We start from the raw sequence: 25,305 nt of genomic DNA on the forward strand, positions 1-25,305 counted from the left end.
TATTACAAAATTGAGTTATAATTTCATTCGTTTTAATCTAAGCGAATTGGTTACTACACTTACGGAGCTTAATGCCATAGCTGCGCCAGCTACCCATGGTGCAAGTAAACCTAAAGCGGCAATAGGGATACCGGCAACGTTATAGCCGAACGCCCAAAATAAGTTTTGTCTGATATTGCTTATCGTTGAATTACTAGCTTTGATTGCTTTAGGAATTAATAATAATTCTCCGCCTAAAATAGTGACATCCGCTGCTTCTATTGCTACTTCTGTACCTGTACCAATAGCAATACCAATATCGGCTTGAACTAATGCTGGTGCGTCATTAACGCCATCTCCAACCATAGCAACAATTTTATTATTATCTTGTAGTTCAGCGATTTTTGAAGCTTTTTCTTCTGGTAATACTTCTGAAATTACAGCGTCTATACCTACTTGTTTAGCAATCGCTTGTGCTGTTCGTGCATTATCTCCTGTAAGCATTGTTACGGAAATACCTAATTCGTGTAGTTGTTGTATTGCTTCCTCGGCAGAGTCTTTGACTGTATCAGCGACTGCAATCACACCTTGCAGTGTTTGATTAATAGCAATGAGCATAGCCGTTTTACCTTCGTATTCATATTTAACTAAATTATCTTCATACATTGAAACATCTATATGCGCATCTTTCATGAATTTACGTGTGCCAACAAATACGTCTTGGTTATGAATCATTGCTTGAATACCGTGTCCAGGTACGGCTTCAAAAGCAGATGTTTCTAATAAGTCGATGTTTTTTTCATTTGCATAATTGACGATTGCTTCAGCTAATGGGTGTTCAGAATCTTTTTCTGCGCTAGCTAATAGTTGTAGGGTTTCATTATTACCCTCAAAATCAGTCACAATTGGTTTACCGTTTGTGATTGTTCCTGTTTTATCTAGAACAACTGTATCGACTTGGTGCGTACGTTCTATGTGCTCGCCGCCTTTAAATAAAATACCATTTTCAGCAGCCTTACCAGTACCCACCATAATTGAAGTGGGTGTTGCGAGGCCCAATGCACATGGGCAAGCGATCACTAATACAGCGATTGCTGCTACAAGCGCAGGTTCAAATTGGCCCGTTTGAACAAAAGCAATCCAAATGATAAATGTGAGTATAGCAATGCCTACGACAATAGGAACAAAGTAACCAGAAATCGTATCAGCTAAACGTTGTATAGGCGCTTTTGAACCTTGAGCGTCTTCAACTACTTTAATAATAGAAGATAAAGCAGTGTCTTTTCCTACTTTTGTTGCTTCTATTGTAATCGTACCGTTTTTATTCATTGTTGATCCTATCACATTATCGTTTAATGTTTTTTCAACAGGGATAGATTCACCGGTTAACATAGATTCATCTATCGCAGTCATACCTTTAATTATTTGACCATCAACTGGTATTTTTTCTCCTGGTTTTACTTGTATATAATCTCCCACAACAACTTCACTGAGTGGCACCATCTGTGTTTTACCATTTCTGATTATACGTGCTTCTTTGGCTTGTAAGCTTAACAATTCACTTAAAGCATTGGTAGTTTGTGTTTTGGCACGACTTTCTAAATATTTACCAAATAAGATAAGTGTTATTAATACGGCACTCGTTTCAAAATACAAATGAGGTGTATTATTTGTATTGCTCAACCATTTTATCATTTCATAAATACTGTAAAAGAATGCTGCGCTCGTACCTAAAGCAACTAATACGTCCATATTGGCTGAGCCATTTCGTAGATTTTTGTAAGCGCCTACATAAAATTGCCAACCAATTATAAATTGAACAGGTGTAGCTAATATGAATTGAAACCAGGGATTCATTAAGAAACTCGGTAATGGTAGTCCGAATAAATGGACAAACATCGTCAATAATAAAGGTAAAGAAAGGATGGCTGAAATGATTATTTTGTTTCGTTTCCCTTTTAATTCTTGAGCTTTGCGTGAATTCTTTTCTGAAGGAGCTGCTTTGGTTTTTGCATCATAGCCGATGTTTTGTATTTTCTTTATCAATCCATCTATAGATGTCACTTCTGGATTATAATTTATCGTTGCATTTTCGGTTGTGAGATTGACGTTGGCTTGTTCAACACCGTCAGTGCGATTAAGAACTTTTTCAATACGATTTGAACATGCAGCGCAAGTCATACCGATGACATCTAAATCAGCTTTTTCAGTGACAACATCATAACCTGTATCTTTAATTTTTTGAGTTAAAGCATCGATTGAAGTATGATCTGAATTATATTCAATCGTTGCTTTCTCGGTTGTGACATTGACATTTGCTGTGACATCTTCCATTTTATTTAAATTCTTTTCGATACGGTTTGCACACGCGGCACAAGTCATGCCCGTAATGCCTAGTGTCGTTTTTTTGTTGTTACTCATCTCAGTGACTGCCTCCTTTTGTTTTATAGATTTATAACGAAACGCTATTTGTATGTCATCTGTTAAATTTAATATACCCCCTATAGGTATAAAAGTCAATGTGTTTGTTTGAAACAAAATAAGCTAACATCAGTATGTATGTAACAAGTGATGTTAGCTTATGATTTAAATCAAAGTTATATTAGATGTTGCTGCTGATTGACTTTGCTGAGTTCAGAAACAATTTTACGGCTGTCTTTATTAAGATGTTTTACATAAATCATATTATTTTTCTTTTTATAATTTTCTATTAAAGTATCTATTGCATTGACAGCTGAATCATCCCATAGATGTGCTTGGCTAAAATCGAGATAAATTGTTTGATCTCTTATTTCTAAATCTAATTGATTCATTAAAGAATCGATAGAGACAAAGAAAATTTGTCCTTTAACTTTATAATAGACGTGATGATTTTGTTCCTCATATTGGACAGAAACATTGGATATCTTTGTAGCAAAACATAATGCGCTGATGATAACACCAACAATGACGCCAAGCGCTAGATTACTTGTGAACAAAACGATAACGACCGTTAATATCATCACAAATGCATCAGAACGTGGGGCTTTTTGAATAAATTTAAATGATCCCCAGTTAAATGTACCTACCGAAACCATCACCATGATGCCTGCTAAAATTGGCATTGGAATTTCAACAACCCAGTCACCAAAGACCATAATCAAGATAATTAAAAATACACCCGCTGTAAATGTGGAAAGTCGTGTGGTTGCACCTGAGCGCACATTAATAACCGACTGTCCAATCATAGCACAACCTCCCATTGCACCGAAAAAGCCTGTGATAAAGTTTGCGATACCTTGTCCACGAGCTTCTTGATTCTTGTTGCTATAACTATCGGTTGCCTGATCGACGATGCGTGAGGTTAATAAGCTTTCTACAAGACCTACGATTGCCATTGATATGGCATAGGGAAATATAATTTTAAAAGTCTCCATATTAAATGGTACATTTGGGATTATTAATTGCGGTAAGCTTTTTTTAATTTCGCCTAAATCTCCAACCGTTTTAACGTCTGCCCCGGTAACTAAATATGCGATTGTTAATACGACGATAGCAATTAATGGTGCAGGTATACGATTGAACACACGAGGTAATAAATAAATGATTAATAGTGTGATAATGACAAATAAGTATGTAGGCATGGAGATGCCAAAGATATGTTTAAGTTGTGTCATAAATATCATTATAGCTAATGCGTTCACAAACCCAATCATTACAGAATTTGGAATAAATTTCATAAGTCTACCTATTTTCAACAACCCAAAGATGATTTGAATGATTCCCATTAAAATGGTGGCAGCAAGTAAATATTGAATACCATGATCTCGAACTAATGGCACAATAACTAAAGCAACAGCACCAGTAGCAGCTGATATCATTGCGGGTCTACCCCCAACTAATGAAATGACAACAGCGATGATAAACGAGGCATATAATCCAACCATTGGATCTACACCTGCAATGATAGAGAATGAGATTGCTTCAGGAATTAACGCAAGTGCTACAACAATACCTGCTAATATATTTGTACCTGGTGCAGTGAGCCATTCTTTCTTTAATTTATTTAGCATAAACTGTGCTCCTTTATTAAAAGTCAATTTTAATAGTATAGCACATAGCATAAAAAAAGTTTATAGTACTTTATGACAAAAAAATTTAAAAAATATAATTTATTACGAAATAAACATGTGACAGTTTTGTAATTTGAAAATATGTATTTGTTAGTAAAATCAAACGAGAAAATAAAGTGAATTCGCTATGATACAAATATAAATAAAAGTAAAGTGATTGAAGGAGTGTAACACATGTCTATTCTTAAAGTAGAAGGATTAACTAAAAATTATGGTAATAAACATAGAAAACAAGAAGTACTCAAAGGCATAGATTTTGCAATAGAAAAAGGTGAATTTGTGACGATTATGGGGCCATCAGGCTCTGGAAAAACGACATTGCTTAATGTGATTAGTTCCATAGATTATATAACGAGTGGTACTGTTGAAATTAATGGCCATCAAATTAATAAAATGAGTAATAAAGCATTAGCAGACTTTCGTAAAAAAGAAATAGGTTTTATTTTCCAAAATTATAGTGTGCTTAATACATTAACTGTTAAAGAAAATATAATGTTACCACTATCTATTCAAAAATTATCTAAACAAGAAAAAGAGCAAAATTATAACGAAGTCACGCAAGCATTAGGTATTAGTCAACTGGGCCATAAATATCCCAATGAGATATCTGGAGGACAACAACAACGTACTGCTGCGGCAAGGGCTTCAGTACACAAACCTGCTATTATTTTTGCAGATGAACCAACGGGTGCCTTAGATTCAAAAAGTGCACAAGACTTACTAAACCGTTTGGAAGAGTTAAATCAAAAGACGAATGCTACCATCGTAATGGTCACTCACGACCCCGTTGCAGCTAGTTATTCAAATCGTGTCATTATGCTAAAAGATGGTGATATACATTCAGAAATATATCAAGGTGAGGATAGTAATCAAGCATTTTATAAAAACATCATTCACATGCAAACTGCCTTAGGTGGTGTGGCAAATGAATTTTAATCAAATCGTTATCAAGAATTTAAGGAAAAACGTTAGACATTATGCCATGTATTTATTTTCCTTAATTGTCAGTATCGTTTTATATTTTAGTTTTGTAACTTTAAAATATACAAATAGTATTAATAATGAGCAATCATTAAAGACAATTCAAAAAGGTTCAGAAATTGGCGCAGTATTTTTATTCTTTATAATTGTTATATTTTTAATGTATGCAAACCAACTATTTATTAAGCGTAGAACGCGTGAATTTGCGCTGTATCAATTGATTGGTTTAACAAGAAACAACATCATGAGAATGTTAGTCATTGAGCAAGCGATGATGCTTTTATTAACTGGCGTTATCGGAATGATTATCGGCATATTTGGTTCGAAATTGCTGCTGATGATCGTGCTCAAAATATTAGACATCAATATGAGCGTATCGTTATCGTTCCAATTGCCAGCAGTAATACAAACATTGATGCTTATTGTGGTGTCATTTGTACTCATACTCATACAAAGCTTTATCTTTTTACGTAAGCGTAGTATTTTAATGATGATGAATGACAATGCACGCACAGAAGCAACCAAATCTCAAATCACTGTGATCGAAGTGATCTTCGGTGTGTTAGGTATTGTGATGATTGGTGTAGGATATTATATCTCAACAGAAATGTTTGGTAAGTTTCTCAATATGGTTATCTATTCACCATTTATCATTTTATTTTTAACGGTGTTAGGGGCATATTTATTTTTCCGTAGTTCCGTTTCGCTTATATTTAAAACGTTAAAACGTTCAAAAAAAGGCAATGTGTCAATCACTGACGTTGTGTTTACATCATCTATCATGCACAGAATGAAGAAAAATGCATTATCATTAACAATCATTGCAACTATTTCAGCGGTAACCGTAACGGTATTATGTTTTGGTGCAATTAGTAAATCAACGATGGATGAAAATACAAAGTTAATGGCACCTCATGACTTAAATTTTAAAGATAGTAAACAAGCAAAACAATTTGAAAGTAAATTACAAAAAGCACACATTGAAGTAAAGAAAGACTATAAAGAAGTGACACGTGGCGATATATTAAATGATCAAGTATTTCAAAAATCAAATATGGGTAATATGAAAACCTTGTTTGTTACGAGCAATCAATACTTTAATGATAAAGCAGTTTCTGGAAATAAAGCTAAATTGATTAACTTAGCAGCTGGTTCTGGAATAGTAAAATATGATTTAAATAAAGAGATTCAGTTAAAAAATAGTCATACGGAAACATTCAAGGTGATTGGCGACAGTAATAAAGCGACATTTATGAGCGAAGTAAGTTATGGTGGTCCAGTATTATTAGTAAGCTCGGATAAATATGAGCAAATCAAGCAAGAAGGTAAAGAAACGAATAAACAATACGGTTATGATTTGAAACATCATACAGATTTGACAAAAGCAACGAAAATTGCACAATCTATTGAACCGAGTATCCAATCACAAGGTATGATAAAACAAGAAATGAATGAAAGTGTCGGCATTTTATTATTTGTCACTTCATTTTTAGGTTTGGCATTTTTAGTGGCAGCAGGATGTATTATTTATATTAAACAAATGGATGAGACTGAAGATGAAATCCCGAACTTTCGCATTTTAAGAAAAATTGGTTATACTCATCAGGATATGTTGAAAGGACTAGGGTTAAAAGTAATTTTCAACTTTGGCTTACCTTTAGTTGTGTCACTGATGCATGCTTACTTTGCAGCAAAAGCTTTTATGGGTATTTATAATGCGACAAGTATGACACCAGTTTATGTTGTCATGATAGTATATTCAATTGTGTATTGTATATTTGCAATTATGTCTTTTATACATTCAAGCCGAATTGTAAAACATTCAATTTAAAAAATAAAACATTCTATTAATAAGCTTAAATAAAATGCTGTGAATGAAGTTATAAACATATAACATGATTCACAGCATTTTTAGTTTATGTATCGGGTTTTTTTAAATATGTTTGTCGTTGTCTATTCGTGGTATGTAGTACACGACACAATGATTACACATGGGGGTATAATGATGAATTTATTAGAATTTCATAAGCAAATTAAAGGTTATACACAAAATAAACAACCAGGTATACAAAAAGAGATGAATCCACAGCCTATAACAGAGATGGAAGGTTATAAAAGCGGTGGCAAATTAACGGGCAAGGTTGCTCTGATTACTGGCGGTGATTCTGGCATTGGGTGTTCTGTAGCGATGCTATTTGCAAGAGAAGGTGCAAATGTTGCTATTGGCTATTATGATGAACATGAAGATGCTCAAAAAGTAGTGGATGATTTGAAAGGAATAGGTGTAAAAGCTAAAGCCTATGCACATGATTTAAAGGTAGTGTCAGACGCTCAAGCTTTAATTGATAAAGTAGTTAAAGACTTTGGAGGTTTAAACATTTTAGTAAATAATGGTGGCGTTCAATTTCCACAGGATAGTTTTCAAGAAATTACGCCAGAGCAAGTGAAAGAAACGTTTGAAACTAATATTTTTGGCATGATGTTTTTATCTCAAGCAGCAGCGCCACATTTAGCAGACGGTGATGCCATTATCAATACTACAAGTGTAACAGCATATAGAGGATCAGCGCATCTTATTGATTATTCAGCAACCAAAGGGGCAATTGTAGCGTTTACAAGATCTTTAGCGACAAGTTTGATAGAACGGGGCGTACGTGTAAATGCTGTTGCACCTGGTCCGATATATACACCTTTAATACCTGCTACATTTTCAGAAGAAAAAGTAGCACATCAAGGTGGAGAAACGCCAATGGGGCGTCGAGGACAACCCGCAGAACTAGCACCGTCGTATGTATTTTTAGCGTCTTATGCAGATAGTTCTTACATTACAGGACAAGTCATTCATGTAAATGGCGGTGATTATATTACTTCTTAAGTATAGTGTGTAGCTTGATTATTATGGACTAACGAAATAACAACTTACTGCAACTTTGATAGTAAAACTTACTCTATAAAATTAGTAATGAATGTAGGGTGTGTCTTGTTTTAAAGTTAATTGAAATATTTGATTTAGCATTATCATTTTGTAGCCCTTAAGGGGATAGACTTTGGTTATGCTTCTATATTAAGTAGTAGTAAAAAACACTTTCATATCAATTCATGTAAAAGCATGAATTGAACGAAAGTGTTTTGTTATATTTTATAGCAAATGTAAAATCCTTTGAAAGATGAAAGTGCTTTTGCAATGTTTGTAAAGTTTTCTAAAGTTGAACGTGTATTGTTAATATGATATTTAACATAGATATGTTATTGATCTAGTTTTGAATTGAGAGAAGCTAGGTTGAATGTACATCTATATCTAAAAAGTATGTTAATCATTTATAACCAAGGCATCAAGTTTGATGCATACGTTTTAAAATGCTAAAAGAAATCTGAAGGAATGAAATCATCGACATTGATATTTTTTAAAGAGTCAAAGTTAACATTTTCAATATTTTGTAGTATTTCTCCTTCTTTAAATTGTTGATAATAATTTGTAGTTTCTGCTACGATATCGTGATCTTGAAATGTTTTTACGACACCTAAGATTAAGAGGACTGCTATTGCACCTTTGATGATTGTTTTCATAAGTAATGACTCCTTTTAATGATAATACATATATTATAAATGAAAATTTAGTCTGTGACATGCGTCCAGAGTATTTACATACTATCGTACCTTAGTTGTATACGACGTGCTTATGAAAATATATGGTTATCAATTCTAATTAAAGTTTCAATTAGAGACCAAAAGCAATTGGTAACCAGAAATAAGCAAATAGTGATATGACAATAATGATGAATATATTTAATATAAAACCAGCTTTTACCATATCTTTCATTTCTAATTCATCAGAACTAAATACCGCTGCATTTGGTGGTGTTGAAATGGGCAACATGAAAGCACATGTTGATGATACTGCTACAATACCCATAATTATGAAAGGGTCTTGGCTGATAGCTGCAGCAAATCCAATACTGATTGGCATTAACATATTTGATACGGCTGTATTAGACATCACTTCGGTAAGGAATAAAATGCCAGTCGTAAGCACGATAACAATTAAAATGAGTGGCAACGGTTTTACAACGCCTAGCATACCCCCAAACCACTTTGTTAAACCAGAGTCTTCAAAAGCAGCAGCTAACGAAAGACCGCCACCAAACAATAGTAATATACCCCAAGGGAGTTTGCTCATATCATCCCAAACAAGTAAACCACCTTTGTGGGATTTAGCTGGAATTAAAAATAAAAGCACTGCACCTATCATTGCAATAACTGTATCTGATAAGTGGAGAGAAGATGGAAGCAGGCTACCACAAATCCATAATATACTGACAAATAGAAATACAATACCTGTTAATTTTTCTTCTAGACTCATAGGTCCTAAATCACGTAATGATTTTTTAGCAAAATCAGAAGATATTTGATCTGCATCTTCAATTTTAAAGAGCCATTTTGTCATTAACAAATATAATATGATAAGTAATATAATTGTTAATGGTAATGCAAAAATCATCCATTGTGCAAAAGAAACTGTTCTATTTAAGCTTGAAGAAGCGATTGCAGCAAAAACTGCATTTGGCACTGAGCCAATTAATGTTGCGAGACCACCTATAGAAGCGGAATAAGCGACCGTAAGTAATAAAGCTTTACTGAACTTATGTGCTGACTCAGGCTTTAAAAATTGTGCGTTTTGGATTTCATGTATTAAAGCTAATGCAATCGGTAACATCATTAAGGCTGTTGCAGCATTTGAAATCCACATCGATATAAATGCCGTTGCAATCATGGTACCTAAAATAATCCTATTGCTATTAGAACCCATCATAGCGATAATCGTCATAGCGATACGTTTATGTAAGTTCCATTTTTCAATTGCCAAGGCAATAATGAAGCCCCCCATATACATAAAGACGATCGGATCAGCATAAGCACTTGCAGCTACTTGTTCGTCTGTGCCTCCACTTAAAGGTAGTAGAATAAGTGGTATGAGTGAAGTAGCCGGAATAGGAATCGCTTCTGTAATCCACCACGTGGCGACAAAAAGTGTTACAGCAAGTACGGCCCTAGGAGCGTCATCTAGCCCAGTAATCTCAGGAATAAAATAAAAAGTAAGAAAAAGCAACGGTCCTAGTATCAAACCAATTTTTTGTTTCATAAAAATCCCCCTTGTTTGTACCCTTGCATTAGTAAGAATATCAAGTTGGAAAAGTAATGACAATTTATTTTTCAGAAAATTGTAAAAAAACAACTGTTTTATTGTTAGAATAAATTTAATCTTATGCATGCAAAATAAAGGGGAGTGATTTTATGGTTTTGGGTACACTAGTAGGAAAAGATGATACATGGGTATTATGGGCGATTATTATAGTTTGGGCCACAATAAGTATCTTTTTAGAACAACGATATCAATGGGCAAGTACGATTTCAGGAGCGATTATTGCATTGGTAGGAGCGATGTTACTTTCTAACTTTAAAGTTATCCCAACGAGTGCACCAGTTTATGATACCGTGTGGGATTATATTGTTCCTTTATCTATACCGTTGCTACTTTTTAGTTCAAATATATTAAAAATTTGGAAAGAAAGTCGGCGATTGTTATTTATTTTTTTAATTGCGTCAATAGGGACCATGATAGGGACAACTGTAGCTTTTATTATATTAAATCATTCAGTGCCTTATTTATCAAAAATAGGGGCGATGATGACTGGAAGTTACATTGGTGGGGGTGTGAATTTTGCGGCATTAAGTTCCAAATTAAAAACGCCTGGAGAAATGGTTTCATCCACAGTTGTTGCAGATAATAGTGTCATGGCATTATATTTTCTGTTATTAATTGCTATACCATCCATTCCGTTTATTAAAAAACACTTTAAAACACATTATCATAGTGATCATACACCGGCAACACAACAATCATTTTGGCAACCAAAAAAAATTCAATTATTAGATATCGCATTTTCAATCGCTGCAGCAATAGCAATCGTTGCAATCAGTTTTAAACTTTCTGAATTAATACAACATGTTGTACCTCAAAGTAATTTGATCTTAACTATACTTGTGTCATTTTTTGGGGATTTCTATCTCTTACTTACAACTTTAACACTTGTCATCGTTGCAATTTGGGGAGACTTCTTTGAAAAATTAGCAGGTGCCTCTGAAATTGGAACATTCTTAATTTATATTTTCTTTGTTGTCATAGGTACACCAGCCTCGTTTGTTACGATTGTAAAAACGGCACCGTTGTTATTTATTTTTGTTATGATAATTTTAATATTTAACTTGGGTTTGAGCTTGTTGTTAGGAAAATTGTTGAAATTCAACATTGAAGAGATATTACTTGCAAGTAATGCAACCGCTGGAGGTCCTACTACTGCAGCTGCATTAGCTATTGGTAAAGGTTGGACTGATTTAGTCGGACCTATATTAATTGTAGGTACATTAGGTTATGTGATTGGCAATTATGCAGGTACATTAATGTATCAATGGTTATCTTATATTGCATAGTGGTAAGACAATTATTTAGAAATATCATGACGCGATGATATAGTTAATCTGGTAAATTATTATAGATGAGTGAGGGATGTAATATGAGGGAAAAAGAAAAAATGTTAGCTGGACAATGGTATGACGCAAATTACGATGAAAATTTGAATAAAGAAAGAAATATAGCTAAAGACTTATGCTTTGAATTAAATCAAACGAAACCTAGCAATAAAGCAAAGCGTCAAACTATTTTGAAGGCATTGTTACATGCTGAACCAAATAATTTGGAATTATTAAGTCCATTTTATGTCGATTATGGTTATAACCTTTTTTTAGGTGAACAGGTGTTTATCAATCATGATTGTTATTTTATGGATGGTGGTAAAATTTTTGTGGGCAATCATGTGTTTATTGGACCAAAATGTGGATTTTACACTGCGATACATCCATTAGCATATCAAGATAGAAATCAAGGATTGGAACAAGCGTTACCGATAAATATAGGAGATAACGTATGGATTGGCGCAAATGTCATAGTCTTACCTGGAGTAACAATAGGTAATGGCTCTGTAATTGGTGCGGGAAGTGTTGTATCTAAGGATATTCCTGAGAATGTAGTTGCAGTTGGTTCTCCGGCAAAACCAATAAAAACGATTGAAAACAACGCATCGACATGATGATATTAAATATTGAACTTTTTCGATAGGAGTTAGTGACATGATTCAACGTTTGCAACGGATCATGTTACGACTCTTTTTTATTTTTCAACAGGATAAATAAAATATTATTGCGTGAAATTTTAAAATAAATTAAATTTGTTTTAAAAAATGTTCCAGGAGCTTAATTAGAAATTAATAAAATTGTTCGGAATATAATAAAAAATTATGTTAGAATATATAAATATGGAAATTGAAAAGTTTATATTTTGTGATTTTCAAATATTTTAATATTTATTTTTTGCAAGTAGCTTTGCCATCCATATTTAGAAAGGATTGAACGATTTATTGCACAAATTTATTGTGTGAGCAGTTCAAAGAAAGAGGAGAATGATTCATGGATATTTTAATAGGGACCTTGTTTTTAATCGTTGTACTAGTGTTATTTACATTATTTACATATCGTGCTCCTAATGGCATGCGTGCAATGGGAGCATTAGCTAATGCAGCGATAGCAACATTTTTAGTGGAAGCTTTTCATAAGTATGTTGGTGGAGATCTGTTTGGTATTAAATTTTTAGGAGATCTTGGTGATGCTGCTGGTGGACTTGGCGGTGTGGCAGCTGCAGGTTTGGTAGCTTTAGCAATCGGGGTTTCGCCTGTGTATGCTTTAGTGATTGCAGCAGCTTGTGGCGGTTTAGATTTAATACCAGGATTTGTTGCTGGTTATGCAATTGGTTATTTAATGAAGTTTGCAGAACATAAAGTGCCGGACGGCGTAGATTTAATAGTGGGTATTTTGATTATAGCGCCACTAGCAAGATTAGTAGCTACTGTAATTACGCCATTAGTAAATAATTCATTATTGAAAATTGGGGATATTATTCAAAGTTCCACAGAAATTAACCCGATTATTATGGGTCTTATACTTGGTGGCGTCATTACAGTTGTTGGAACGGCACCATTAAGTTCCATGGCATTGACTGCGTTATTAGGTTTAACTGGGATGCCAATGGCAATTGCAGCCATGGTATCATTTGCATCATCTTTCATTAACGGTACGATGTTTAATAAACTTAAACTAGGAGATCGTAAATCTAGAATTGCAGTTTGTATTGAACCATTATCACAAGCAGATGTTGTGTCAGCCAATCCAGTACCCGTCTATACCGCTAACTTTATAGGTGGTGCTTTAGCAGGTGCGGTGATAGCATCATCAGGTATGATTAATGATGCGACAGGTACAGCTACCCCGCTCGCAGGTTTTCTTGTTATGTTCGGTTTCAATAACCCGATAAAAATAATTATTTATGGCGCCATTGTAGGTGTTATAGGTTTAATCGTAGGATATGTATGTTCAGTTTGGTTTAAAAATTATCCAGTCGTTTCGAAAGAAGAGATAGAAGCACGATAATGCTACGTTATAAGTAAATGATGTAAATGTTAATCTTAAAATAGTCAACCGTGTTTCATACTGATCATAAAAACCATTATAAAAATGAAAAGCAGCATATAGCAGCCATTTAGTATTTGTGGATGCTATCATGCTGCTTTTTAAATTTCCATCATTAAAATTAGTGTGTAAAAATGTGTATCATGTGAAATTAATCGCTTAACTGACTATCTGGGACGTCAGTGATAAACATATGTCCTGGTGCATGTGTAATCATCAATTCTGGTTTAGCATCTAACGCAACAGATTGAGGCGTAACACCACAGCCCCAAAATACTGGTACTTCATTTTCTTTAATCGTGACAGGTTCGCCAAAATCAGGATTTGTTATGTTTTCGATGCCAATTGTTGATGGATCTCCTATATGTATTGGCGTACCATGAACATTTTTAAAGTGTGTCGTAATTTCTGTTGCTTTTATAGCTTGTTGCATAGTCATCGGTCTCATACTAACAGTGATATTTCCTGAGAAATGACCACTTGGTGCGGCTGGAATATTTGTTATGTACATTGGAACATTATGTTCTTCTTCAATGTGACGTATTGGTAGACCCGCCTCCAACAAAGCATGCTCAAAAGTGAAGCTGCAGCCAATCAAAAAACTGACCATGTCATCATTAAATAAATGAGATATGTCAGTAGGAGATTCTACTAATTCGCCATAACGGTATACTTTATATTGTGCTACTTCATTTGTGATGTTAGCTTCTTTACCATAAGTAGGAAAAGAGATTGAACCAATTTCTGAAACATCTAAAAGTGGGCATGTTTTTGGGTTTCTGAAACAGAATTTAAAAAAATCATATGCATAAATAGAGGGTAATATGACTACATTAGCTTGGACATAACCTTTAGCCATTCCGCTTGTATGACCTGTAAGTTCATTTTTACTAATCATTTTTCTTAATATACTTGGGTGTTGGTTTTGTAAATTCATTAAGTGTTCATCCCCTTAAATTTAACGTCTTAGCTACATTTTAGCAAAAAGTAGCATATAAGTTGTATAAAATGTTCAGAATCTTTTGGAAAATATAAATAGACATCGTATTGAAATTAAAGTACATTTGGATTTCAATACGATGTCCGTTTGTGATATTTAATACTCAATTAAACAATGGTAATTTATTGGGTCAGCTGGATGAGTTTAAACAGTATGATAGATTAATCATCTTTGTTTTTGGTATCTTTATCATGGTTTTTGCCATTATCGTTATGATTACTTGGTTCATTTTCTTCTATCGGGGCATCCTCATCGGTTTCTAAATGATTTGTTTCGCGTTCTTCTAGTGGTATAGAATAATCTTTATCATCATTGATGTAGGTCATTTTAAAGTGTTCCGTTGGTTCTCTTCTCAATGCACGCATTAGAGAAAAAATCATGAGTAATAAAATAATTGAAAATGGTAGACCTGTTACAACTGAGGCAGTTTGTAAACTCGTTAAACCACCTGCAATTGTCATAGAAACAGATATAGCACCAATTAATATGCCCCAAATAATTTTATGTTTGATTTTAGGATTAGCAATACCACCAGTTGCCATACCCGCAACAATATGTGTAGTAGAATCAGCACTTGTAATGATAAATATAAAGATAAGTGCGATTGCTAATGCACTTGTGATGTCAGCGATAGGAAATTTGGATAATAATTCAAAAAGAGCAACAGTATAATCCTTGTCGACAATATTAGCGATATTGTCGTTACCATTCAATGCTATTTTAACAGCTGTACCACCAAATCCAGCTATCCAAGTAAATGAAATTAAAGGTGGGATAATTAATACACCAATAACAAATTCTCTAATCGTTCTACCGCGAGAGACACGAGCTACGAAACCACCAATAAATGGTGACCAAGATATAACCCATGCCCAATAGAAAACAGTCCATTGTTGTATCCAACTGTTATCGCCTGTATATGGGCTGATGCGTAAACTATATTCAATGAAATGACGTAGATAATCACCGATTGCTAATGTATAAGATTCTAAAATAAATTTAAAATCACCAAAAATAAACATGAAGATAAGTAATATTGCGCCTAAGCCAATATTGATATTACTTAACCATTTTACACCTCTATTTAAACCAGTAATCGCTGATGTTAAAAAAATACCTACCATTAAAATAGTGATTGATATTTTGGTAACATTATTGTTAGGAACGTTAAAGACATGTTGTAGACCACCACTAATTTGCATAATACCTAAACCAATAGATGTGGCAATCCCCATTACTGTAGCTATAATGGCTAATACATCTATCACATTTCGATATGGTCGTTTATAAGATTCACCAAATACAGGTTCCATCGCCGTTGAAATGAGACCATCACGTTTTTTTCTAAATTGGAAGTACGCCACTGTTAAACCGGCAATTGCGAAGATAGACCATTGAGAAATACCCCAATGAAAAAAAGTATAGCCCATAGCAACACGCGCTGATTCTGATGAAGCGTCTGGCGTTTTTCCAGGAAATGGAGAGTGTAAATAATGCGTTAATGGTTCTGCTACACCCCAAAATACAATGCCGACACCCAAACCTGCAGAAAAGAGCATCCCAATCCAAGACATCATAGAAAATTCAGGAGCTTCATTATCATCACCCAATTTAAAGCGACCATAACGTGAAATGGCTAACGCAATTAAAAATATATCTAAAATAAAAATAATTACTAAAAACAGCCATCCAAAACTATTTGCTATATAATCGTAGACTTGTTGTGCGTGATTACCAAAACTTTTAGGGAAAATACCTGCAATTAATGTTATAAGTACAATAATTGCAACAGATATCATATAAACAAGATTTCTATGTTTCTTCTTTCTGTCGTGTGCATTTTTGTCACTCATAATAGTGTTAAATCATCCCTTTGTTTCCATTTATATTAAGAAATTACCCTAATACAATGACACTATTCATTGAAAATGCTAGCGAATATTATAATATGGATGACGTTGCATGATTCATATTTTTGTGGGTATAGAACATATGAAAAATTATAAATTGCAAAGGAGGTTGCATATGAAACGTACTTTGGAAAAAGTACTAATTTGGCTAGGAATTTTCATACAATTTGTACTGATTTTTTTAATGGCTATTGCTGCACCATTTTTAAACGATCGGAGTTTTAAACGTTCATTAATGGGTTCTTTTAAAAATCAAGATGCTATTAGCGATAATTTAACTCAAACAGAAACATCACAATTATTAGATAGTATTAGTCAATTATTTATCGTTGCTTTAGGCTTAGTTATTGTAACGACAATCTTAGCATTAATATTTGTTTTATTAATCAAGAAGATACCAAAAACTGCAGGTGTTGTATTTATATTACTTGCAATTGTCTGTGTGTTTACATTAAATATATTTACAGCATTGTTATGGCTAATTGCAGGCATCATACTGTTAGTTAAAAAACCACATAAACATAATAAAAGTCAAAAAAGTACATAAAAATTAAATATTGTTTGTTGACTTGATAAATGTCATTATTCAACGATGGTTGAATTGAATGGACGTTGTAACAATTTTAATGTGACATTATACGAATTAAACACTTTCTTTAAGTTCATAAATGTAAAAAATTTAAAGAAAGTGTTTTTTGAAATCACTTGAACGATATAAATCAAGCGCAATACAGTTTTTAAAAGTAAAAGTTAGACATAAAATACGATTTATTTTTATAAAAGTTATTGTAAGCGATTGCATTTGTTGTGTGATACCTATACAATGAAAATAAGAATGGAATTTTTCCATTTTAGTTTTCTATTTACAAACTTACATGGGGGTAGAAAAAATGGTTGTCAACTATACAAATGAACCAGGCATTGACTTTACTGATAATAACAATGTCGAATCATTCAAAGAAGCATTAAAGAAAGTTAAAGGTGAATTAAATCAAAAACTTCCGTTAGTGATTAATGGGGAGAAAATTTTTACTAAGGATACATTTCAGTCTATCAATCCTGCGAACACTTCTGAAGTTATTGCTGAAGTATCAAAAGCTACAACAAAAGAAGTAGATAAAGCTTTTGATGCAGCTAATGAAGCTTATAAATCTTGGAAACGTTGGACGCACAGAGATCGTGCTGAATTTTTAATTAGAGTTGCAGCTATTATTAGACGACGCAAAGAAGAAATATCAGCAGTGATGGTGTATGAAGCTGGTAAACCATGGGATGAAGCAGTTGGTGACGCAGCTGAAGGTATTGATTTTATCGAATATTATGCTAGATCAATGATGGAATTAGCAGACGGTAAACCAGTATTAGATAGAGAAGGCGAACACAATAAATATTTTTATAAACCAATTGGTACTGGGGTAACAATCCCACCATGGAACTTCCCATTTGCAATTATGGCGGGTACTACTTTAGCGCCAGTTGTTGCTGGTAATACAGTTCTTTTAAAACCTGCAGAAGATACCCCGTTAACAGCGTATAAATTAATGGAAGTATTAGAAGAAGCAGGTTTACCAAAAGGTGTTGTGAATTTTGTACCAGGTGATCCAAAAGAAATTGGCGATTATCTTGTTGATAGTGTTCATACGCACTTTGTTACGTTTACAGGTTCACGCGCAACAGGTACACGAATCTTTGAAAGAGCCGCAAAAGTTCAAGAAGGACAGCAATTTTTAAAACGTGTTATCGCTGAGATGGGCGGTAAAGATGCGATTGTTGTTGACAAAGAGATCGATACAGACTTGGCAGCAGAATCTATTGTTTCATCAGCGTTTGGCTTCTCAGGTCAAAAATGTTCTGCTTGTTCACGTGCGATTGTTCATCAAGATGTATATGATGAAGTATTAGAAAAAGCAGTTAAACTTACACAAGATTTAACTTTAGGAAATACAGAAAATAACACTTCAATGGGACCAGTTATTAACCAAAAACAATTTGATAAAATTAAAAATTATATCGAAATTGGTAAAAAAGAAGGTAAGTTAGAACAAGGTGGCGGTACAGATGGTGCTACTGGTTACTTTGTTGAACCTACGATTTTCTCTGGACTTAAATCAAGCGATCAAATCATGCAAGAAGAAATCTTTGGGCCTGTTGTTGGTTTTGTAAAAGGAAAAGATTTTAATGAGTTATTAGAAATCGCTAATGACACAGATTATGGATTAACAGGTGCAGTTATTACTAATAATCGCGAAAACTGGATTGAAGCTGTTAAAGAATATGACGTTGGTAACTTATACCTAAACCGCGGTTGTACTGCAGCGGTTGTTGGTTATCATCCTTTTGGTGGTTTCAAAATGTCTGGTACAGATGCAAAAACAGGTAGCCCAGATTATCTATTGCACTTCTTAGAACAAAAAGTTGTTTCAGAAATGTTTTAATTGTTAACAATCGGCTAGGATAACATTTCTAGTAAAATAAAGATTCTGGGATAAATCCCAGAAAAATAGCACTCAGATGATTTAATTCAATTCAATTCATCTGAGTGCTTCTTTTTATTCATCATTAACTTGAATATTAATCATTTTATGAAAAAGTGCATCAATGGCTTGAGGCGACATATTATTATTATGTTCATGCATCCACTCCATAAAACCATATAAGGTAGCACCATAAACATAAAACACTAAATCTATTGGAACGCTTTGGTCAACCGTTATACGGTGTTCGTTTGCTTTTATATCATTTTGTAGTATACGGATAAAATGATTTTCAACTGTACGTTCAAATTCTTTATCGTCTTCTTGTTTATGCTTTATTTTACTAAATTCATCAATGTGTGTAATTGATGAATCTAAGCTAGTAAAAGGGTTATTGATACGATCTTTAATATCTGTGGAAAAGTAATCTTGAGTTAAGTAAGTCATTAAATAAATAAGTAAATCGTATTTATCATAGAAATGCTTATAGAAGGTTGTACGATGAACTAACGCTTCATTGCAAATTTGATTAACAGAAATAGTTGAAAACGCATATTTTTCTAATAGTACATATAAGCTTTGAGATAATGCCCGTTTTGTTTTGATTACACGCAAATCTTTTTCATTCATTCTACAATTCTCCTAATCTGTAGTTTAAATATACGGAATTGGATATTTAGTTCTTTTTTAAATAGGGTAAATCATTATAAGATGTCAATAGAAATAATCTACAGTATATGTATAAACTATAACGTTGATTAATTAAGGAGGCAATAGTTTGGCGAAATTTTTATACAAATTAGGTTCATTTGTTGCAAAGCACAAATGGTGGAGTGTTGTTGCTTGGGTGATTATTCTTGCAGCAATTATTATACCGCTTACAATAAGTTCACCTAAGTTTGATAATGATATAACTATGAATGGATTACAGTCATTAGATACGAATGACAAAATAGAAGACGAATTTGGACAAGACAGTGAGAAAGCTCAAATTAGAGCAGTCTTTAAAAGTGATTCAGATAATGGCATAGTGAAGCAAGATATGACTAAAGATATCAAAGATACATTGAAAGATATTAAAGATGATGATGGAGATATTAAAAATATCTCAGACCCTTATGACAATAAACAAATCAGTGAGGATAAATCGACAGCCATCGCTGATATTAATTATGATGTGTCTGCAACATCATTAAAAGAAGATTCAAAAGATAAAGTGAAAGACCAAGTTGAAAAATTAGAAGATGAGCATAATGTACAAGTAGAACTGATGGGTACAGGTATGGAATCGACTGAAATTGGCGGTTCTTCTGAATTAATCGGAGTGATTGTCGCATTTGTTGTACTTCTAATTACGTTTGGATCGTTTATTGCAGCAGGTATGCCAATCATTAGTGCTTTACTTGGTTTAGGCACGGGTGTAGGTATCATATCGTTATTGACGTATGCATTTGATATTCCAAATGTTACTTTAACATTAGCGGTTATGATTGGTTTAGCAGTAGGTATCGATTATGCACTATTTATTTTATTTAGATATCGTCAAATTGTTAAAAGCGAACCAAATCATATTAAAGCAATAGGTTTAGCTGTAGGAACTGCAGGTAGTGCAGTCATCTTTGCAGGTGTTACAGTCATTATTGCTGTTTGTGGATTATCACTTGTTGGTATAGATTTCCTAGCCGTAATGGGCTTCGCTTCTGCAATTAGTGTATTTGTCGCAGTGATTAGTGCATTAACTTTATTACCAGCATTGATTAGTATTTTCCATAAGCAAATTCATCCTAAACAAACGAAAACTGAGTTTGATGGAGATGTAGATACGAAATGGTCCAAATTTGTAGTTGGAAAACCACTTGCAGCAGTGCTTATTGGACTTATTATCTTAGTTGTAGCTGCTATACCGATTAATGATATGCGTTTAGGTATACCTGATGATGGTATGAAACCAGCGGATACAACTCAGAAAAAAGCATATGATATTGTATCTGATAAGTTTGGAGAAGGATATAATGGTCAAATTGCAATGCTTGTCAATGTGAAAGATCAAAATGATAATCCTGAAGCGTTGCAAAAAGACTTACAAAGCTTGAGCAAAGATATTAAAGATATGGATAATGTGAAAATGGTTGCACCGCCACAATTAAGCAAAAATAAAGATTATGCATTAGTAGCGGTAATTCCTGATAAAGGTCCAAATGCTAAATCTACCAATGATTTAGTTCATGATTTGAGAGATTATAATGATGATGCGAGAGACAAATATAATTTCAAAACCGAAGTATCTGGACAAAGTGTAATTAATATAGATATGTCGCAAAAACTAAATGAAGCTATCCCATTATTTGCTGGCGTAATCGTAGCATTAGCGTTCGTACTATTAATGGTTGTCTTCCGTTCTATCATTATTCCACTAAAAGCAGTTCTAGGTTTCGTCCTTTCTTTAGTGGCAACATTAGGCTTTACGACTTTAATAATGCAAGAAGGATTTATGTCTGAACTGTTTGGCGTAGATACAACGGGACCATTACTAGCTTTCTTACCGGTTATTACAATTGGCTTGCTCTTTGGTTTGGCGATGGATTACGAAGTATTTCTTATGTCCCGTATTCATGAAGAGTATAGTAAAACAGGTAATAATGAACACGCGATTAAAGTAGGTATTAAAGAAAGTGGTCCAGTCGTTGTTGCGGCAGCACTTATTATGTTCAGTGTGTTTATTGCATTCGTCTTCCAAGATGATGTGATGATTAAATCTATGGGATTATCACTTGCCTTTGGTATATTGTTTGATGCATTTATCGTACGTTTATTACTGATTCCTGCATTGACACAATTATTTGGCAAAGCATCTTGGTATATGCCAGCATGGTTAAATCGAATATTACCACATGTAGATATTGAAGGGCATGCCTTACAGGGTGAGATGCCAGCATCTAATTATGCACATATCAATCAGTCTGCAGGTAATGATAGCTATGATCGTACATTTAGCATCCGCAAACAACAAAACACATATAATGAAGAAAATAATACAATATCTGTGGATCAAAAAACAAAAAGGCTATATAACGAAATTGCACAACAAACAACACAACAAGCATTCTTATATGAAGCTTTAAAATCATATAAAGAAGATTTAACACAGTTGCAAAATAATAGTGATCAATCAACATCCTTCGCTATACACGTAGAGAATAAAAACGAAAGTACGCGTGGCCATGAAGATGATGAAATTGTTAAGCTATTAGCACAACAAAGTGAAAACATTCGACATTTAAATGAACTAATTGAAAAAACAATTAATAAAAAGTAAAAATTCCGGGAATTAACACTGTTCTCAGAAAAATACTAATCCGTTGTGTACGGATTAGTATTTTTTTTATTTATAATATTCCTAGAGCTAAAGTTTTTTTAAAAGTCTGTTGGAGTATCGTTCGATTCTGTATCTACTTCACTTGAAGTGTTAAAGCATACCAGTTTAACACACTTTAACATCGTTTTAGCATATCCATAAATTAGCAAGATATATTAAGCACATAAATGACCGTCAACAAAATCAGAGACTTTATTTGAAGCTAGGCAGTTTTTTGTCCAATTAACGACAAATTAAAATCAAAATAGAAAATACGCACTTATTTTATTAAAATATATTTTAATAAAGAGGTGTGTTATGGAAAAATTTTATGATATCGAATTTAATCCAAGCAATAATTCAGTATTTAATTTTAATGATGGTGTACGTATCGTTCTCGTATTAAAAAATAAATTAAAATTTGTCAGTGGGACTAGTATTCATAAATTTCAAGCAGGTGATGTTTTTATTATCAATCATCGAGAGCGTTATCGACTGATTGAGGAGGATGACACTTTATATACCGCTATTCATTTGAAAGCATCGTATTTAAAACAATATATCAGTGATTATAATGATAAAGTATATATTTTAAATTCCCAGACATTGCAAAACGTCATTTATCAACAAATTCTGAATGTTGTGGCTAAGATAGGTGTCGTCTATATTCGAAAAGGTAAATTTTATAGATTATATATGGAACAACTGTTAATTGACTTAATGTTTATGATTGTAAGATATTTACCAGCTTATGAAAATATAAATCATGAACATCATGTCAATGATCATCGTCTAGCATTTGTATGTAAATATATTGAAAGAAATTTCACCAAACCAATCACATTAAGTGAAGTAGCTGAAAAGGTGCATTTAAGTCACACATATTTGTCTAAATTATTTACAAAACATATGGGTATCGGTTTCAATCACTATGTTAACCATATTAGAATTGAACATTGTAAAAATGACTTAATACAAACAGATGATGCTATTACTCAAATTGCTTTTAAAAATGGCTTTAGTAACTCTAATATGCTGTTGAAATATTTTAAATTAGACACAGCATTAACGCCTTCGCAATATAGAAAAAAATATCAGGTAGAAGATATAGTGAGCACCGCCGAAAAAACCAGTGAGTCAGAAAACTATCAAATGTATCTATACTATTTAAATTCTTATATACAACAAACGCTAGGTACTATGATCCAATCCCCCTATAATCAAAAAGTTATTGATATTACATTGAATTACGATCAAACACACGATTTATCAGATTATAACCATGTGATTCAAATTGGTAGTTTTGATACATTGCGCCTTCAAAGATACAGAAAACAACTGATAGAAGTTCAACAATTTTTAGGCTTGGATCATGTTTTGATTAAAGATCCTATTTTAAAAGGCTACATTGATCATAAAGTTATTGAAAGTGATGAACTTATTCCTACTATGCATCCTTATATGAAAGTAGATGAATGCTTAAGTTTTTTATTTGAACATCACATAGGTTTAGGAATTGAAATTGATCCTCCAACATTACCATCCCAATTTGCGGAATATACAAAAGAATTAAGATTTTTATTAGAGCATATTTATAATACTGTGCCGAATAGACAACAATTCAAATTAGTCATTTACTTGAAGGGCAAAAAAGCCAATATACTATTAAAAATAATAATGTTATTTAAGGAATACTTTGAACATACTCAGATTATACTTAATACGGATATCACTGATATTAATGAAGTGACAACTGCCCAACAAATCTTGGATAGTTCCAGTGAAGATGTTGATAGTATAGCGTTTAGCGCAAACCAAAATGATATTATTAATTTCAAATCAATTGAAAGTCAACAGTATGATTTAGCTAAAAGACATATCATAGAACAGTATAATAAGATCACTGAACGATTTAATATAAAAGGAAAAGATGTTTCATTTGTCCTACTTAATTGGAACACTTTAACAGGTAATACAAGCCTTACAAATGGTGAATATTTTAGAGCAGGTATCATATTTGAGCAATTGATTGATATGAATCATTAAATTAACGCAATTGGGTATTGGCTCAATCACGAATTACACCATCAATATAATTCAAATGAGGTTACTTCTGAATTAAATGGTATTGATTTATATCATCAGTTTGATGGAAAAAGACCTGCATTTTTTACAAGTATGTTTTTTAAAAAATTATTTAATCAAGTACTTTTTAAAAATGAAGACTGTATGGTTGTAGGACAGAGTGATCATTTTCAAATCGTAATATGGGATGCAGAACATTACAATCCATATTATATGACGAATGAACAAACAGATTATTTAAGTCATAAAGAGTATCAGCTCAATATATTAAATGCTACTACTGGATCATATAAAATAAAGCATTTAACACTAGATAAAAATAATGGTGCGCTTTATCAAGTTTGGCAACAGTACAATACACAACATGGTATGGATATAGAAACAATTAATTATGTGAATAGAATCTCTTATCCTAAATTAGATGTCAGTGAAGTTGATGTCGTAGATACGATATCTTATCATTTGAAATTACAAACCAACGCCATACAGATAATTGAATTTAAAAAATACTTTTAATTATATTTATAGAGAAAAAATACAATATGATTCGCTGAGTAGTATGTTTGACGATAAAATGGTCATCAAATTTGTTTAATGTTAAATGCAAAATGACAAAAATAGCATAGTCCATTTTTGTCATTTAAAACCACAAATGCTATTTAGAAAATAATCGATACTAAAACCACAATTATTATATATTTTAGCAAAATTTATCCGACTACTATATTTTATAGAGAGGATAGCAAGTATCATTTATTGATTTATTGAAAATGTCGAGAGATAAGTACATTTTCCAACTAAGCTAATCTTCCCTATTTGTCATTTTAAAAAT

At 33.0% G+C, this 25,305-nt stretch carries 18 protein-coding genes; 11 read left to right on the top strand and 7 right to left on the bottom strand.

All coding sequences use genetic code 11. From position 1 onward, the window contains the following. Positions 1–15 precede the first annotated feature (15 nt). Positions 16–2,400, bottom strand: coding sequence for a heavy metal translocating P-type ATPase (locus tag JG554_RS01840; protein WP_203265353.1), 2,385 nt, complete (start codon positions 2,398–2,400; stop codon positions 16–18). 176 nt (positions 2,401–2,576) lie between these two features. Continuing rightward, entirely contained in the window at positions 2,577–4,031 is a 1,455-nt protein-coding gene (locus JG554_RS01845) for a SulP family inorganic anion transporter (protein ID WP_064209231.1), read from the bottom strand. A 234-nt stretch (positions 4,032–4,265) separates the two neighbouring features. On the opposite strand from JG554_RS01845, the gene JG554_RS01850 reads away from it, so the two are divergent. The 3 genes from JG554_RS01850 to JG554_RS01860 all read left to right on the top strand — a co-directional run bounded on the left by JG554_RS01850 (position 4,266) and on the right by JG554_RS01860 (position 7,947). Further along, positions 4,266–5,027 (top strand): ABC transporter ATP-binding protein, encoded by a 762-nt coding sequence (locus tag JG554_RS01850; RefSeq protein ID WP_046206722.1) that lies wholly within the window; start codon positions 4,266–4,268, stop codon positions 5,025–5,027. Then, positions 5,017–6,903, top strand: a complete 1,887-nt coding sequence (locus tag JG554_RS01855; protein WP_070037283.1) for an FtsX-like permease family protein — start codon at positions 5,017–5,019, stop codon at positions 6,901–6,903. The genes JG554_RS01850 and JG554_RS01855 overlap by 11 nt, the downstream gene beginning before the upstream one ends. Positions 6,904–7,077: 174 nt before the next feature. Beyond that, positions 7,078–7,947, top strand: a complete 870-nt coding sequence (locus JG554_RS01860) for an SDR family oxidoreductase (protein ID WP_046206724.1) — start codon at positions 7,078–7,080, stop codon at positions 7,945–7,947. A gap of 485 nt (positions 7,948–8,432) precedes the next feature. On the opposite strand, the gene JG554_RS01865 is transcribed toward JG554_RS01860, so the two are convergent. Together JG554_RS01865 and JG554_RS01870 are read right to left on the bottom strand one after the other, a co-directional pair. Further along, positions 8,433–8,639 carry a hypothetical protein gene (locus JG554_RS01865; RefSeq protein ID WP_019469992.1) on the bottom strand — a complete coding sequence of 69 codons (207 nt, stop codon included), beginning with the start codon at positions 8,637–8,639 and terminating at the stop codon, positions 8,433–8,435. A 151-nt stretch (positions 8,640–8,790) separates the two neighbouring features. Further along, entirely contained in the window at positions 8,791–10,212 is a 1,422-nt protein-coding gene (locus JG554_RS01870) for an SLC13 family permease (protein ID WP_203265354.1), read from the bottom strand. Positions 10,213–10,364: 152 nt separating this feature from the next. On the opposite strand from JG554_RS01870, the gene JG554_RS01875 reads away from it, so the two are divergent. The 3 genes from JG554_RS01875 to JG554_RS01885 all read left to right on the top strand — a co-directional run bounded on the left by JG554_RS01875 (position 10,365) and on the right by JG554_RS01885 (position 13,610). Next, entirely contained in the window at positions 10,365–11,561 is a 1,197-nt protein-coding gene (locus tag JG554_RS01875; protein WP_070037288.1) for a DUF819 family protein, read from the top strand. 83 nt (positions 11,562–11,644) lie between these two features. Further along, complete coding sequence (locus JG554_RS01880) at positions 11,645–12,217, top strand: sugar O-acetyltransferase (protein ID WP_070037291.1); 573 nt, start codon at positions 11,645–11,647, stop codon at positions 12,215–12,217. A 376-nt stretch (positions 12,218–12,593) separates the two neighbouring features. Beyond that, positions 12,594–13,610, top strand: a complete 1,017-nt coding sequence (locus JG554_RS01885; protein WP_064209237.1) for a PTS sugar transporter subunit IIC — start codon at positions 12,594–12,596, stop codon at positions 13,608–13,610. Positions 13,611–13,800: 190 nt separating this feature from the next. Here JG554_RS01885 and JG554_RS01890 read toward each other — a convergent pair whose 3' ends face one another. Together JG554_RS01890 and JG554_RS01895 are read right to left on the bottom strand one after the other, a co-directional pair. Beyond that, positions 13,801–14,586 carry a putative hydro-lyase gene (locus tag JG554_RS01890; RefSeq protein ID WP_070037294.1) on the bottom strand — a complete coding sequence of 262 codons (786 nt, stop codon included), beginning with the start codon at positions 14,584–14,586 and terminating at the stop codon, positions 13,801–13,803. 224 nt (positions 14,587–14,810) lie between these two features. After that, a complete protein-coding gene (locus tag JG554_RS01895) occupies positions 14,811–16,502 on the bottom strand; it encodes a BCCT family transporter (RefSeq protein WP_070037302.1) in 1,692 nt (563 codons plus the stop codon). A 172-nt stretch (positions 16,503–16,674) separates the two neighbouring features. Here JG554_RS01895 and JG554_RS01900 point away from each other — a divergent pair, with 172 nt between their 5' ends. Then, positions 16,675–17,106 (top strand): DUF4064 domain-containing protein, encoded by a 432-nt coding sequence (locus JG554_RS01900; protein ID WP_070037304.1) that lies wholly within the window; start codon positions 16,675–16,677, stop codon positions 17,104–17,106. Between the two features lie 343 nt (positions 17,107–17,449). After that, positions 17,450–18,994: an L-glutamate gamma-semialdehyde dehydrogenase gene (gene pruA, locus JG554_RS01905; RefSeq protein WP_064209241.1), complete on the top strand. Its 1,545-nt coding sequence runs from the start codon at positions 17,450–17,452 to the stop codon at positions 18,992–18,994. Positions 18,995–19,108: 114 nt separating this feature from the next. Here the strand turns inward: pruA and JG554_RS01910 are convergent, their stop codons facing one another. After that, the gene (locus JG554_RS01910) at positions 19,109–19,663 is read right to left on the bottom strand and encodes a TetR/AcrR family transcriptional regulator (protein ID WP_070037306.1); all 555 of its coding nucleotides are present in this window, start codon (positions 19,661–19,663) and stop codon (positions 19,109–19,111) included. Positions 19,664–19,811: 148 nt separating this feature from the next. On the opposite strand from JG554_RS01910, the gene JG554_RS01915 reads away from it, so the two are divergent. The 3 genes from JG554_RS01915 to JG554_RS13175 all read left to right on the top strand — a co-directional run bounded on the left by JG554_RS01915 (position 19,812) and on the right by JG554_RS13175 (position 24,989). Further along, positions 19,812–22,349, top strand: coding sequence for an MMPL family transporter (locus JG554_RS01915; protein ID WP_070037308.1), 2,538 nt, complete (start codon positions 19,812–19,814; stop codon positions 22,347–22,349). 357 nt (positions 22,350–22,706) lie between these two features. Further along, the gene (locus JG554_RS01920; protein WP_238394783.1) at positions 22,707–24,434 is read left to right on the top strand and encodes a helix-turn-helix transcriptional regulator; all 1,728 of its coding nucleotides are present in this window, start codon (positions 22,707–22,709) and stop codon (positions 24,432–24,434) included. 183 nt (positions 24,435–24,617) lie between these two features. Continuing rightward, a complete protein-coding gene (locus JG554_RS13175; protein ID WP_238394784.1) occupies positions 24,618–24,989 on the top strand; it encodes a hypothetical protein in 372 nt (123 codons plus the stop codon). Positions 24,990–25,305 lie beyond the last annotated feature (316 nt).

The organism is Staphylococcus sp. 11-B-312, assembly GCF_016743055.1.
Classification (GTDB): Bacteria; Bacillota; Bacilli; order Staphylococcales; family Staphylococcaceae; genus Staphylococcus; species Staphylococcus ureilyticus.